The organism is Streptomyces javensis (genome assembly GCF_039525925.1).
Classification (GTDB): domain Bacteria; phylum Actinomycetota; class Actinomycetes; order Streptomycetales; family Streptomycetaceae; genus Streptomyces; species Streptomyces asiaticus.
This window is the reverse complement of the sequence record NZ_BAAAIF010000126.1, coordinates 1-14716: the sequence shown is the minus strand read 5'-3', so window position 1 is coordinate 14716 and position 14716 is coordinate 1. Positions and strand designations below refer to the sequence as shown.

Here is a 14716-nt window from a genome sequence, read left to right as displayed (position 1 = left end):
CCACACGGGCACCGTCCTCCAGCGACAAACCACCCGCCACACACGCCGCAGCGATCTCACCCTGCGAATGCCCCACCACCGCCGACGGCACCACACCGTACGAACGCCACAGCTCGGCCAGCGACACCATCACCGCCCACAACACCGGCTGCACCACATCAACCCGCCCCAACGCCACCCCATCACCCAACACATCCCACAACGACCACTCCACAAACGGCGCCAACGCATCCGCACACTCACCCAAACGCCCCGCGAACACCGGCGAGAACCCCACCAACTCCAACGCCATCCCAACCCACTGCGACCCCTGCCCCGGGAAGACGAACACCACTTCGCGCCCCGCCACGGCGGCGCCCACGGATTCCACCGCGGCCAGCTCGCGCAGCAGCTCCGTGCGGTCCGCGCCCACGACGACGGCTCGGTGCGACAGGGCGGCGCGGGTCGAGGCCAGGGACCAGCCCACGTCCACGGGGTCGAGCCCGGGGTTCTCCCGCACGAAGGACGCCAGCCGCTGGGCCTGGGCCCGCAGCCCGGCCGCTCCCGCGCCCGACAGCACCCAGGGCACCGCGGGCAACCCCGACCGGCCGGTGTCCGGTTCGCCGTTCTCATCCGGCTCCGGGGCCTGTTCGAGGATCACATGGGCGTTGGTGCCACTCACTCCGAACGCGGACACCCCGGCCCGGCGCAGGTGGTCCCGGTCGGGCCACGCGGTCTGCTCGGTCAGCAGCTCCATGGCCCCGGCGGACCAGTCGACGTGCGGGGAGGGCTCGTCGACGTGCAGGGTGCGCGGCAGTACGCCGTTGCGCAGCGCCAGAACCATCTTGATGAGTCCGGCGGCTCCCGCGGCCGCCTGGGTGTGCCCGATGTTGGACTTCACGGAGCCCAACAGCAGCGGCCGATCCGGATCCCGGTCCTGGCCGTAGGTGGCCAGCAGCGCCTGTGCCTCGATGGGGTCGCCCAGCGTCGTACCCGTACCGTGCGCCTCCACCGCGTCGACATCCTGGGCGGCGAGCCCGGCGTTCACCAGCGCCTGCCGGATCACCCGCTGCTGCGACGGACCATTCGGCGCCGTCAATCCATTGGACGCACCGTCCTGGTTGACGGCGGAGCCACGGATCACCGCCAGCACCTGGTGGCCGTTCCGCGTGGCGTCGGAGAGCCGTTCCAGGACGAGCACCCCGGCGCCTTCGGCGAACCCGGTGCCGTCGGCGGCGGCGGCGAACGACTTGCACCGCCCGTCAGGTGCGAGTCCTCGCTGGCGGGAGAATTCGACCAGCAGGTCCGGTGTCGTCATCACCGCCACACCGCCCGCCAGCGCCAGTGTGCTTTCGCCCCGGCGCAGGGACTCACACGCCCAGTGCACGCTGACCAGCGAGGACGAGCACGCGGTGTCCACAGTGACGGCGGGGCCTTCGAGGCCGAGGGTGTAGGCCACGCGGCCGGAGATCACGGAGGTGGAGTTCCCGGTGAGCAGGTATCCCTCGGAGCCGTCCGGAGTGGCGGCCTGGCCCGCGCCGTACGTCGTCGAAGCGGCGCCCGCGAACACTCCGGTTCGGGTGCCCTTCAGGGCGAGCGGATCGATACCGGCGCGTTCGAAGGCTTCCCAGCACGCCTCGAGCCACAGCCGTTGCTGGGGATCCGCGGCGAGCGCCTCTCGCGGGGAGATGGTGAAGAACCCCGCGTCGAAGTCCGCCGCGTTCTTCAGGAAGCCACCGGTCCTGGCGTATGTCGTGCCGGGCCGACCCGGGTCCTGGTCGTAGAGCGCGTCGAGGTCCCAGCCGCGGTCGGTGGACAGCTCCGATATCGCGTCCGTGCCGCTCACCAGGAGTTTCCACAGCGCCTCCGGGGAGTCCACCCCGGCGGGGAGCCGGCAGCTCATGCCGACGATGGCGATCGGCTCGTCGGCCGGGTGCGCGACCGCCGGTGCCGGTACGGGCGTCGCCACGTCGGTGGCGCCGAACAGCTCGGTGTCGAGGTGGTGTGCGAGCGCGGCCGGAGTGGGGTGGTCGAAGATCAGGGTGGCCTGCAACCGTCGGCCGGTCGCCGTGCGCAGCCGGTTGCGCAGTTCCACGGCGGAGAGCGAGTCGAAGCCGAGTTCCTTGAACGGACGCCGGGGTGTCACCGATTCCGGACCGCCGTGGCCGAGCACGGCCGCCGCCTCCCGGCGGACCAGGTCGAGCAGGGCACCGAGTCGTTCGTCCACCGCCAGGCCCATGAGGTCCTCGGCCACACCCTTGCCCGCCCCATCGGCCGGGCCCGGAAGGGCGCGGGCGAGCGGAGCGCGTACGAGGCCACGCAGCAGGGCGGGTACCGGCTCGGGGCCCGGCGCGGACGGTTCGTAACGCATCGGCACCAGGAGGGTGTCGCCGGTCGCGCGGGCGGCGTCGAAGAGGACCAGCCCCTCGTCGGTGGACAGCGGCAGGACGCCGGACCGGACGAGCCGATCGGTGGTCAGGTGTTCGGTCAGTCCGCTGCGCTGCTCCCAGAAGCCCCAGGCCAGAGAGGTCGCGGGCAGTCCCTGTGCCCGGCGGCGCGCGGCCAGCGCGTCCAGGAAGGCGTTGGCCGCCGCGTAATTGCCCTGCCCTGGGCCACCGAGTACTCCGGCCGCCGAGGAGAACAGCACGAACTCGGCCAGGTCCCGGTCCCGGGTCAATTCATGCAGATGCCATGCGGCGTCCGCCTTGGGACGCAGTACCGTCCGCAGCCGCTCCGGGGTGAGCGACCCGATCACGGCGTCGTCGAGGACACCGGCCGTGTGCACCACGCTCCGCAGGTTCGGCAGCGAGGCGACGAGTGCGGCGGTGGCGTCCCGGTCCGACACATCGCATGCGACCACCCGCACCCGCGCCCCGGCGGCCTCCAGCTCGGCGACCAGCTCGGCCGCGCCCGGGGCGGTGCCACCACGACGGCCGACCAGCACCAGCTCCGTCACTCCGTGCTCCCGCACCAGATGGCGAGCCACCAGACCGCCCAGTGTCCCGGTGCCCCCGGTGATCAGTGCGGTGCCGCCGGACAACGGTCGCGGAATGGTGAGGGCCAGCTTGCCGATGTGGCGCGCCTGGGAGAGGTGGCGGAAGGCATCACTCGCCTGCCGTACGTCCTGGACGCGCAGTGGCAGCGGGGTGAACACGCCCTGCCGGAACAGGGAGAGCAGTTCGGTGAGCAGTCGGCCGATACGGTCCGGACCGGCGTCGAGCAGTTCGAAGGCCCGGTACGACACACCGTGGCGCGCCATCACCTCCTCGGCGTCCCGGAGGTCGGTCCTGCCCATCTCGATCAGCCGTCCACCGGGGCGCAGCAGTCCGAGCGACGCGTTGAGGAGTTCACCGGTCAGCGAGTTGAGTACGACATCCACACCGTCCGGTGCGTCCGAGCGGAAGCGGTCCGCGAACTCAGGCGAGCGGGAGGAAGCGATCCGCCGCGGGGCGACGCCGCATGCGCGCACCGCATCCCACTTGGCCGGGCTCGCGGTGGCGAACACCTCGGCGCCCAGCCAGCGCGCCACCTGCACCGCCGCCATCCCGACGCCACCGGCCGCCGCGTGCACCAGCACCGACTCGCCGCTCCGCACTTCGGCCAGGTCGATCAAGGCGTACATCGCGGTGAGGAAGGCGATCGGGGTGGCGGCGGCCTGCGGGAAGGACCATCCGTCCGGGATCGGCGCCACCAGCCGGTGATCGGTGATCGCCACCGGTCCGAAGGTGCCGGAGAACAGGCCCATCACCCGATCTCCGGGTGCCACTCCCGCTACCCCGGGGCCGATCTCCAGCACCGTTCCGGCGGCTTCGCTGCCCAGCAGACCGGCCTTGTCCGGGTACATCCCCAGGGCGAGCAGTACGTCGCGGAAGTTGACCCCGGCCGCGTGCACGGCCACCCGGATCTCGTCCGCGGCCAGCGGCCTGGACGCCTCCGCACAGGGCGCGAGGGTCAGGTTTTCCAAAGTGTCCTGACCGTCGGTCTCCAGCCGCCAGGTGTCCGTCTCGGCCGGTACGGGCAACGCCGACGAGGCGGCCCGTACCAGCCTGGGCACCAGCGCCTTCCCCGCCCTGATCGCCACCTGCGGCTCAGCGGTGGCGAGCACCCCCGGCAGCGCCGACGGATCCTCGTCCACCGTGTCCACGAGCACGAAACGGCCGGGGTTCTCGGTCTGCGCGGTGCGGACGAGACCCCAGACCGCGGCGGCGGCGAGGCTCTGCGGGTCTTCGCCGGGCGTGGTCGCGACCGCGCCCCGCGTCACCACGACGAGGCGGGCGTCCCCGAACCGGTCGTCCGCCAGCCACGCCTGCGTGGCCTCGAGGGCACGGCTGGTGAGCGCGTAGGTGTCCTCCGGGCCCTCCTCGGGGGCGCCTCCTGTGGTCTCCGTGGTGGAAAGCCGGAACACCACGGCCCCGTGTACGAGCTGGGGCTCCGCCAGCCCGGTCAGCTGGGCCATGGACTCGATGGCGGGGAAGGCAGCTTCATCCGAGGTGTCCGAGGCGTCCGAGGGCTCCGAGGCGGCCAGGGTGAGCTCGGTCCACTCCACGCGGAACAGCGAGTCGTCGTGGGAGCCGCCGAGCCCGCCCTCTGACACCGGGCGCAGAACCAGAGAGTCCGCCGTCAGCACCGGCGCACCCGTGCCGTCCATGGCCAGCAACGAGATGGCGTCCGGTCCGGCGGGCGACAGAACGACCCGCAAGGTGGTGGCTCCGACGGCGTGCAGAGTGACACCGGTCCAGGCGAACGGAAGGTGCGGTCGGCCTGGTTCGGCCACGAACGTGCCCAGTCCGGCACCGTGCAGGGCGGCGTCGAGGAGAGCGGGGTGGACGCCGCAACGGCCCGCGTCGCTCTCGGCCGCCTCAACCAGGACCACCTCGGCGAACACCTCGTCGCCACGCCGCCATGCGGCGCGCAGCCCCTGGAAGACGGGTCCGTACGCGTAGCCGCGTGTGCTCATCCCGGCGTAGACGTCGGTGAGATCGACCGGTGTGGCGTCCGCCGGGGGCCACACCGCCCGTTCCACGGTGGCCGCTTCACCGCCGGGGCTGATGCTGCCGGTGGCATGCCGTATCCAGGTCCTGTCCTGGCCCGGCCTGGAGTACACCGTGACCGGCCGCCGACCGCTGTCGTCCGGTCCGCCGACCGCCACCTGGATCTGTACGTCTCCGTGCGTGGGCAGCACGAGCGGCGCCTGTAGGGTCAGCTCGTCCAGCGTCCGGCAGCCCAGGTGCAGCCCGGCCTGAAGGGCCAGTTCCACGAATCCCGTGCCCGGCAGCAACACCTTGTCCAGTACGGCGTGATCGCGCAGCCAAGGATGGGTGGCCGAGGAGAGCGAGCCGGTCAGCACACAGCCGTCGGATTCGGGCAGGGGCAACACCGCGCTCACCAAGGGGTGCGCGAGACCGGCAAGTCCCGCGCCGTCCACATCACTCGCGCCGCGCACCGGATCCAGCCAGAACCACTCATGCTGGAACGCGTAGGTCGGAAGATCGACCTGCCGCGCTCCGGCCGCGGCGAACAGCGGCTGCCACTCCACGGGCACGCCCTCGGTGAACAGTCGGCCAACGGTGCTGAGGAAACGGACAGGACCGCCGTCGTCGCGGCGCAGTGACCCGCTTACGACGATGTCGGTCGCGGTGGCGTCTGCGGTGTCCTGGATGCCGACGGTCAGCACCGGATGCGGACTGGCCTCGACAAACACCGTATGGCCAAGCTCCAGCAGCCCCTCGATCGCGGACTGGAACTCCACCGTCTCACGCAGATTCCGAAACCAGTACGCCCCGTCCAACTCGACGGTGTCCATCAGCCGACCGGTCACCGTCGAATAGAACGGCACCTCACCCGTACGCGGCCGGACCGGAGCCAACGCCTCCGCCAGCCCCTCCCGCACCCCCTCCACCCACACCGAATGCGACGCATAATCCACCGGAATCCGCTTCGCCTCCGGAAACTCCGCCAACACCCCATCCAGCACCTCAACCGACCCCGACACCACCGTCGACGCCGGACCATTCACCGCCGCCACCGACAACCCCACACGACCCCGCAGCCGGTCCGCGGACACCGGAACCGACACCATCCCACCCCGACCCGACAAGGCGAGCAGCGCCCTGCTCCGCAAGGCCACCACACGGGCACCGTCCTCCAGCGACAGACCACCCGCCACACACGCCGCCGCGATCTCACCCTGCGAATGCCCCACCACCGCCGACGGCACCACACCGTACGAACGCCACAGCTCGGCCAGCGACACCATCACCGCCCACAACACCGGCTGCACCACATCAACCCGCCCCAACGCCACCTCATCACCCAACACATCCCACAACGACCACTCGACGAACGGCGCCAACGCATCCGCACACTCACTCATCCGCCCCGCGAACACCGGCGAGGACTCCAGCAGTTCCAGCGCCATCCCAACCCACTGCGACCCCTGCCCCGGGAACACGAACACCGCCCCGGAATGCGTGCGGGCCTCGCCGACTGTGGCGCTACCACTCGCCACGGCCTCCAGCTCACGGAGGAGCTCATCGCGGTCCGCGCCCACGACCACCGCACGGTGTGACAACACCGCGCGAGCCGACGCCAGCGACCAGCCGATGTCCACCGGTCGGAGTTCCGGCCGGTCGTCGACAAAGGCCATGAGGCGTGCGGCTTGTGCGCGGACACCGGCCTCGCTCGCACCCGTCACCACCCACGGCAGGGCCCCCGTTTCGCCGCGTTCCGGCGAGAGTTCGGGCCCGGACTCGGGCTGAGCGGTCGGCTCGGGGGCCTGCTCCAGAATCACATGCGCGTTGGTGCCGCTCACCCCGAAGGCGGACACCCCGGCGCGGCGGGGCCGTGTGGTCTCCGGCCATGCCGTCCGTTCGCTCAGGAGCTCTACCGCGCCGGTGGACCAGTCCACATGAGGTGTCGGCTCATCGACATGCAGCGTCTGCGGCAACACCCCATACCGCATCGCCATCACCATCTTGATCACACCGGCGACACCGGCGGCCGCTTGAGTGTGCCCGATGTTCGACTTGATCGACCCCAGCAGCAACGGCCGGTCCGCGTCACGGCCCTGACCATAGGTGGCCAGCAGCGCCTGCGCCTCGATCGGATCGCCCAGCGTCGTACCCGTACCGTGCGCCTCCACCGCGTCCACATCCACCGTGGACAGCCGGGCGTTCGCCAGCGCCTGCCGGATCACCCGCTGCTGCGACGGACCATTCGGCGCCGTCAGACCATTCGACGCACCATCCTGATTCACCGCACTGCCACGCACCACCGCCAACACCCGATGCCCAAGCCGCTCGGCATCCGACAACCGCTCCACCACCAGCATTCCGGCGCCCTCGCCCCAGCCGGTGCCGTCCGCCGCCGCCGCGAACGCCTTGCAGCGCCCATCGGCCGCCAACGCGCGCTGACGGGAGAACTCCACGAAAATGCCGGCGGTCGTCATGACGCTCGCGCCGCCCGCCAGGGCCAGTGAGCACTCGCCCGACCGCAGGGCCCGCATCGCCAGGTGCAATGCCACCAGCGACGACGAGCACGCCGTATCCACGGTCAGCGCGGGGCCTTCGAGACCGAGGACGTAGGAGATCCGGCCGGACATGACCGATGCCGAGTTGCCGGTGCCCACCCGGCCCTCGAAGTCACCCGTCTCGTCCGCCTTCAGCAACGACGCGTAGTCCTGGCCGTTCGTCCCCGTGAACACCCCGGTCTCGCTGCCCCGCAGGGTCATGGGGTCGATTCCGGCCCGCTCCAGCGCCTCCCACGACACTTCGAGCAGCAGCCGCTGTTGCGGGTCCATCGCCACCGCTTCCCGCGGGGAGATCCCGAAGAATCCGGCGTCGAACTCACCGGCACCTGAGACGAACGCGCCCGCTCGGGTGGCGGAGGTGCCTCGGTGGTCGGGGTCCGGGTGGAAGAGGTGCGCGGTGTCCCAGCCCCGGTTCTCGGGGAACTCGCCGATGGCATCGGAACCGTCGGCGAGCAGGCGCCAAAGGTCCTCGGGGGATGCGACGTCCCCGGGGAAACGGCAGGCCATCCCCACGATCGCGATGGGCTCGTCGTCCACCGCGCCGGTCGCGCGGACCGGGAGGGCGGGGACCGATCGATCCTGGGCGTCGTGCAGCAGTTCCCCACGTAGGTAGCGCGCCATCACCAGCGGGGTGGGCTGGTCGAACGTCACGGTGGCGGGCAGCCGTAGGCCGGTGGCCCGGTTGAGCCGGTTGCGCAGTTCGACCGCGGTGACCGAGTCGAAGCCGATCTCGTGGAAGGCCCGGCCGGGGTCGATCGCGTCGGGGCCGGAGTGTCCGAGCACCACCGCGACATGGCGCCGGACCAGGTCCAGCAACGCGTGGTTCCGGTCGGTCTCGGCCATGCCGACGAGCCGCTCCGCGAATTCCGAGCGCTCGTGGCCGGGGTCGGCGCTCTCCTGGCCGACTCCGGCGTCGAGCAGCGCACGCACCTCGGGGAGGTCGGACAGCAGCGGGCTGGGGCGGGTCGCGGTGAACGCGACGTAGTGCCGGTCCCAGTCGATCTCGGCGACTGTGACGACGGTGTCGTCCCCCTCGATGGCGCGTGCCATGGCGGCGACCGCCATCTCCGGCGCCATCTCCGGTACGCCATGGCGGCGGGCGACTTCGCCCACACCGCCCTCGCCCATGCCGTCACCGGCCCACAGCCCCCAGGCGATGGAGGTGGCCACCAGGCCCTCGGCCCGTCGCTGCTCGGCCAGCGTGTCCACGAAGACGTGGCCGGGTGCGTAGTTGCCCTGGCCGGGTGCGCCCAGAGTGCCGGACAGGGAGGAGAAGAGCACGAACGCGGACAGCTCCATGTCCCGCGTCAGTTCGTGCAGATGCACCGCGCCGTCGGTCTTGACGCGCAGCACGCGTTGCAGCTGGTCGGTGGTGAGCGAGTTCAGCGTGCCGTCGTCGAGCACCGCCGCGGTGTGCACCACGGCGGTCAGCGGGCCGACCTCGGCCAGCAACCCGGCCAGGGCGTCCCGGTCACCGACGTCGCACGCCGCCACCGTCACCCGGGCGCCGAGCGCCTCCAGCTCCCCGGCCAGCCGCTCGGCGCCGGGCGCGGCCATGCCTCGGCGACTGGTCAGCACGACGTGTTCAGCGCCCTGTCCGGCCAGCCATCGGGCGACATGGCCGCCCAGCGCTCCGGTGCCACCGGTGACCAGTACGGTGCCGCGGGGTTGCCAGCCCTCGCCGCGCTCGCGGGCCGGCGCGTGGGCCAGCCTTCGGCCGAAGAGTCCCGTCGGGCGGATCGCCACCTGGTCCTCGTCCGAGGTGCCGGACAGCACACCGGCGAGGTAGTCCTGGGTATGCGGGGCCACGCCCTCGGGCAGGTCGATCAAACCGCCCCAGCGCAGGGGCTGTTCCAGGGCGATCACCTTGCCGAGGCCCCAGGTCAGGGCCTGCTTCCGGCTGAGTGCCACATCGCCCTTGCCCTTGCCTGTACCGTCGCCACTGCCACTGCCACTATCACCGCCAAGGCCACTGCCACGGCCTCTGCCACTACCGCTGTCTCCGGCATCGCCGAGCGAGACGGCGCGCTGGGTGAGGCACCACAGCGGTGCTTCCACCTCGGCGTCCCCGAGCGCCTGCGAGAGCAGCAGCGTCATCGCGTATCCCTGGGGCACCGAGGGGTACGCCGGGTGCGGGCTCTCGTCCAGCGCGGTCAGCGACACCACACCGCTGATCCTGGGATGGTCGGCCAGTGCGCCACCCAACCGGGAGGCCAGCGCGGCACGGTCCAGTTCGGGCTCGCCGAGAACGACTACGACCGGCTCGGCACCGTGACGGGTCAGCGCATCGGTCACCCCCGCGACCCACTCGTGCCCGGCCTCGGCATGGGAGACCACCACCAGCCAGGTGCCGGTGGCCGAAGTGGCGGGCGGGGTGAGCGGCTTCCAGCGGATCGTGTAACGCCATGAGTCGATGGTGGAGACGTCACGGCGTTCGCGCCGCCACTGGGACAGTGCGGGCAGCACTTCGCGCAGCGGCTGCCCGTCGACGCGCAGCGTCGCGGCGAGCGACTCGAGGTCCTCGCGCTCGACGGCGGCCCAGAATTCCGCGTCGATCGCGCTGGTGGGGGCCTCGGCGGTGGGTGCGTCCAGCCAGTAGCGCTCGCGCTGGAAGGCGTACGTCGGCAGGTCCACCCGGCGGGCGCCCGGGAACAGCGGCAGCCAGTCGACCTCGACGCCGTGTGCGTACGCCTCGGCCAAGGCGGTGAGGAAGCGGGTGAGACCTCCGTCGTCCCGGCGCAGTGAGGCCAGTACGAGGCCGCCGGGCGCGTCCGTGTCGTCGAGTGTTTCGCGCAGGCCCGTGGTCAGCACCGGGTGGGGGCTGATCTCGATGAAGGTGTGGTGGCCGTCCTCGATCACGGCCCGGGTGACCCGCTCGAGCTGCACGGTCTCGCGCAGATTGCGATACCAGTAGTCCGCGTCCAGGTCGGCGGTGTCGATGGGCCGTCCGGTCACCGTGGAGTGGAAGGGTATCGGCGCGGTGCGCGGCTCGATCGGCGCCAGGGCCTTCAGCAGTTCGTCCCGGATGTCGTCGATCTGGGGCGAGTGGGAGGCGTAGTCCACCGGGATGCGCTTGGCCGCCGGGAACTCCGCCAGCACCGCGTCCAGCGCCTCGTCGCCGCCGGACACCACTGTCGAGGAGGGTCCGTTCACCGCCGCGACGGAGACCCCGGGCCGGTCCCGCAGCCGGTCGGCGGGCACGGGAACGGACACCATTCCGCCCCGGCCCGACAAGGCGAGCAGCGCCTTGCCACGCAGGACGACCACCCTTGCCCCGTCCGCCAGGGACAGGCCGCCCGCCACGCACGCCGCCGCGATCTCACCCTGCGAGTGGCCCACCACCGCCGACGGCACCACACCGTACGAACGCCACAGCTCGGCCAGCGACACCATCACCGCCCACAGCACCGGCTGCACCACATCGACGCGGGCCAGCGCTCGCTCATCCGCCAGCACGTCCGGCAGCGACCACTCCACCAACGGAGCCAGCGCATCGGCGCACTCGCCCATCCGCCGTGCGAACGCGGGCGAGGACTCCAGCAGTTCCAGCGCCATCCCGGCCCACTGCGACCCCTGGCCGGGGAAGACGAACACCACCTTGCGCCCCGGCTCGGCCGCGTCCAGGGCCTCCACCACACCCGGCGCGGGTTCGTCCCGTACCAGGGCCGTCAGCCCGGCCAGCAGTTCGGCATGGTCACCGCCGAGTACCACCGCTCGGTGCTCCAGCAGGGCGCGGCTGGTCAGCAGCGAGATACCGATGTCCGCCGCACTCCGGTCGGGGTGGCTCGCCACGTGTGCGCGCAGTCGTTCCGCCTGTGCGCGCAGGGCGTGCCGGTCGCGTCCCGAGACGATCCACGGGACCACCGCGGCAGGCTCGGCCGCGCCGGTCTCCGAGCCGGGCCGCTCCGCCGCCGTCGGCAGCGGAGCCTGCTCGAGGATCAGGTGCGCGTTCGTTCCGCTGATGCCGAACGACGAGACACCGGCGCGGCGGGGCCGTGTGGTCTCCGGCCATGCCGTCCGTTCGCTCAGGAGCTGTACCGCGCCGGTGGACCAGTCCACGTGGGGAGTGGGCTCGTCGATGTGCAGACTCCGCGGCAGCACACCGTGGCGCATCGCCATCACCATCTTGATCACACCGGCGACACCGGCGGCCGCTTGAGTGTGCCCGATGTTCGACTTGATCGACCCCAGCAGCAACGGCCGGTCCGCGTCACGGCCCTGACCATAGGTGGCCAGCAGCGCCTGCGCCTCGATCGGGTCACCCAGCGTCGTACCCGTACCGTGCGCCTCCACCGCGTCCACATCCACCGCCGACAACCCCGCGCTCGCCAGCGCCTGCCGGATCACCCGCTGCTGCGACGGACCATTCGGCGACGTCAGACCATTCGACGCACCATCCTGATTCACCGCACTGCCACGCACCACGGCCAGGACCGGGTGTCCGTTGCGCCGTGCGTCCGAGAGCCGTTCGACCAGCAGCATGCCGATGCCTTCGGCGAAGCCGGTGCCGTCCGCCGCTCCCGCGAACGCCTTGCACCTGCCGTCCGGCGCGAGCCCGCGTTGCCGGGAGAACTCCACGAAGACGGTGGGCGTGGACATCACCGTCACACCACCGGCCAGCGCGAGCGAGCACTCGCCGAGGCGCAGCGCCTGTACGGCGAGGTGCAGGGCCACCAGCGAGGACGAGCAGGCGGTGTCCACGGTGACCGCCGGGCCCTCGAGTCCGAGGGTGTACGCCACGCGGCCCGAGGCGACGCCCGCTGCCGCGCCCGTGCCCAGATAGCCCTCAACGGCGTCCGGTGTGGTCAACAGGCGGGTGAGGTAGTCGTGGTGCATCACCCCGGTGAACACGCCGATCCGCTCGCCCTTGACGGAGGTGGCGGGGATGCCCGCACGCTCGAACGCCTCCCATGAGGTTTCCAGCAGCAGCCGCTGCTGCGGGTCCATGGCGGCGGCCTCGCGCGGCGAGATCCCGAAGAAGGCGGCGTCGAACTCGGCCGCGTCGTAGACGAATCCACCGCTGCGGGCGTACGAGGTACCGACGCGGTCCGGATCCGGGTCGTAGAGACCGTCCAGGTCCCATCCCCGGTCGGCCGGCAGGACGGATATGGCATCGCCGTCCGAGCGGACCAGGTCCCACAGCGCCTCCGGCGAGGTGATCCCGCCGGGGTAGCGGCAGCTCATTCCGACGATGACGATGGGATCGTCGGCGACGAGGGCGGTTCCGACGGGTGTCGCGGCGGCGGCGCTGTCCTTTCCGAGGACTTCGGCGAGCAGGTGTTCGGCGAGCGCTTGCGGTGTCGGATAGTCGAACACGGCGGTGGCGGGCAGCCGTACGCCGGTGGCGGCGCTGATCCGGTTGCGCAGTTCCACGGCGGTCAGCGAGTCGAAGCCGATCTCCTGGAAGGTACGCGAGGTGTCGACCGACTCCGCGGAGGCATGGCGCAGCACCGCCGCGATGTGGTTGCGCACGAGTTCGCGTACGACCTGGTCCCACTCGGAGCGGTCGACGGCGGCCAGCCGGTGTCCGAGCGCGGAGGCCGTTTCAGGGGTGTCGGTCGCCTCCGCCGCGCGCCGGATCCGCGGCCGGACCAGGTCGCGGAGGACGGGGGGCAGATGGCCGGCGTCCGACCATGCCCCCGGGTCCAGGGGTGCGGCCAGCACCATCGACTCGTCGGCGGCGAGCGCCGCGTCGAACAGATCCAGTGCCTGGGAGGTGGGCATCGGCACCGCGTGGGCACGCGCCAGATCGTCGGCCGACAGGTGCCGGGTCAGTTCGCTGCGTTCCTCCCAGAAGCCCCACGCGATCGACACCGCGGGCAGCCCCCGCGCCCGCCGATGAGCCGCCAGCGCGTCCAGGAACCCGTTCGCCGCCGCATAACCGCCCTGGCCCGCGTTGCCCAGAACACCCGCCGCGGACGAGAAGAACACGAACGCCGACAGATCCATGCCCGTGGTCAGCTCGTGCAGATTCCACGCCGCGTCAACCTTCGCCCGCAACACCGGCTCGACCCGCTCACGCGTCAACGACGTGAGCAACCCGTCATCCAGCACACCCGCCGCATGCACCACACCGCTCAACGCGAAGTCCGCCGACAGCCCCGACAACACCCCGGCCAGAGCCTCACGATCCGCGGCGTCACACGCCGCGATCACCACCTCGGCTCCCGCGGCCTCCAGCTCCTCCCGCAACTCCGTCGCGCCTTCGGCCTCCGCACCACGACGCGACAGCAGCACCAGCCTGCTCACCCCATGCCGCGCGACCAGATGCCGCGACACCAAGCCCCCCAGCACACCCGTGCCACCCGTCACCAACACCGCACCGGAGCCGAACCCGCCCGACACCTCACCCGGCGCCGGCACCCGGCCCAGACGCGGCACCCGCACCGCACCCGACCGCACCAGCACCTGCTCCTCGCCCAGAGCCAGCACCCCGGGAAGCAGACTGTCGACGCCGTCCAGGTCATCGGTGTCCAGCAGCACCAGACGCCCCGGGTTCTCCGACTGCGCGGAGCGCACCAGGCCCCACACCGCGGCCCCAGCCACGTCCTGCACGCCATCACCCGAGTCGACAGCGACCCGCGTCACCACCACCAACCGGTCATCCGCCAGATCCTCATCCGCCACCCACGCCTGCACCCGCTCCAGCACCTCGAGCACATGCCCGTACGCCTCACCCACCACATCCGGACCGTCGGAGACGACCCGCACCACCTCAGTCCGCGGCGCCACCTCACCCCCCACCGCCACGGTTCCGGACGCGTCCACCCACTCCACCCGGTGGAGGGCGTCGGTCCTGCTCCCCCGCGTGTCGTTCAGCTGCTGGGCGGAGACCGGTCGCAGGGCCAGTGAGCGTGCCGACAGGACCGGCGCACCGGTGGTGTCCGTGGCCCGGAGGGCGATCGCGTCGCGTCCTGCCGGGGACAGTGCGACGCGCAGGACCGTCGCACCGACCGCGTGCAGCGTGACACCGGTCCAGGAGAACGGCACATAGGCCTGGTCGTCGTCGGCTACGAAGTCACCGAATCGCACCCCGTGGAGCGCGGCGTCGAGCAGTGCGGGATGGATGGCGCACCGCGCCGCGTCCGCCCGTGCCTCCTGGGCCACCGTCACCTCGACGAAGACTTCGTCCCCCCGGCGCCAGGCGTCCCGCAACCCCTGGAACACCGGCCCATACGCATACCCCCGCTCCGCCAACGCCTCATAAAC

General features: G+C 71.6%; 1 protein-coding gene. It reads right to left on the bottom strand.

Annotated elements, in window-relative coordinates:
• The coding region (locus ABD329_RS46050; protein WP_344318059.1) for an SDR family NAD(P)-dependent oxidoreductase at positions 1-14716 on the bottom strand (14716 nt) is incomplete at both ends.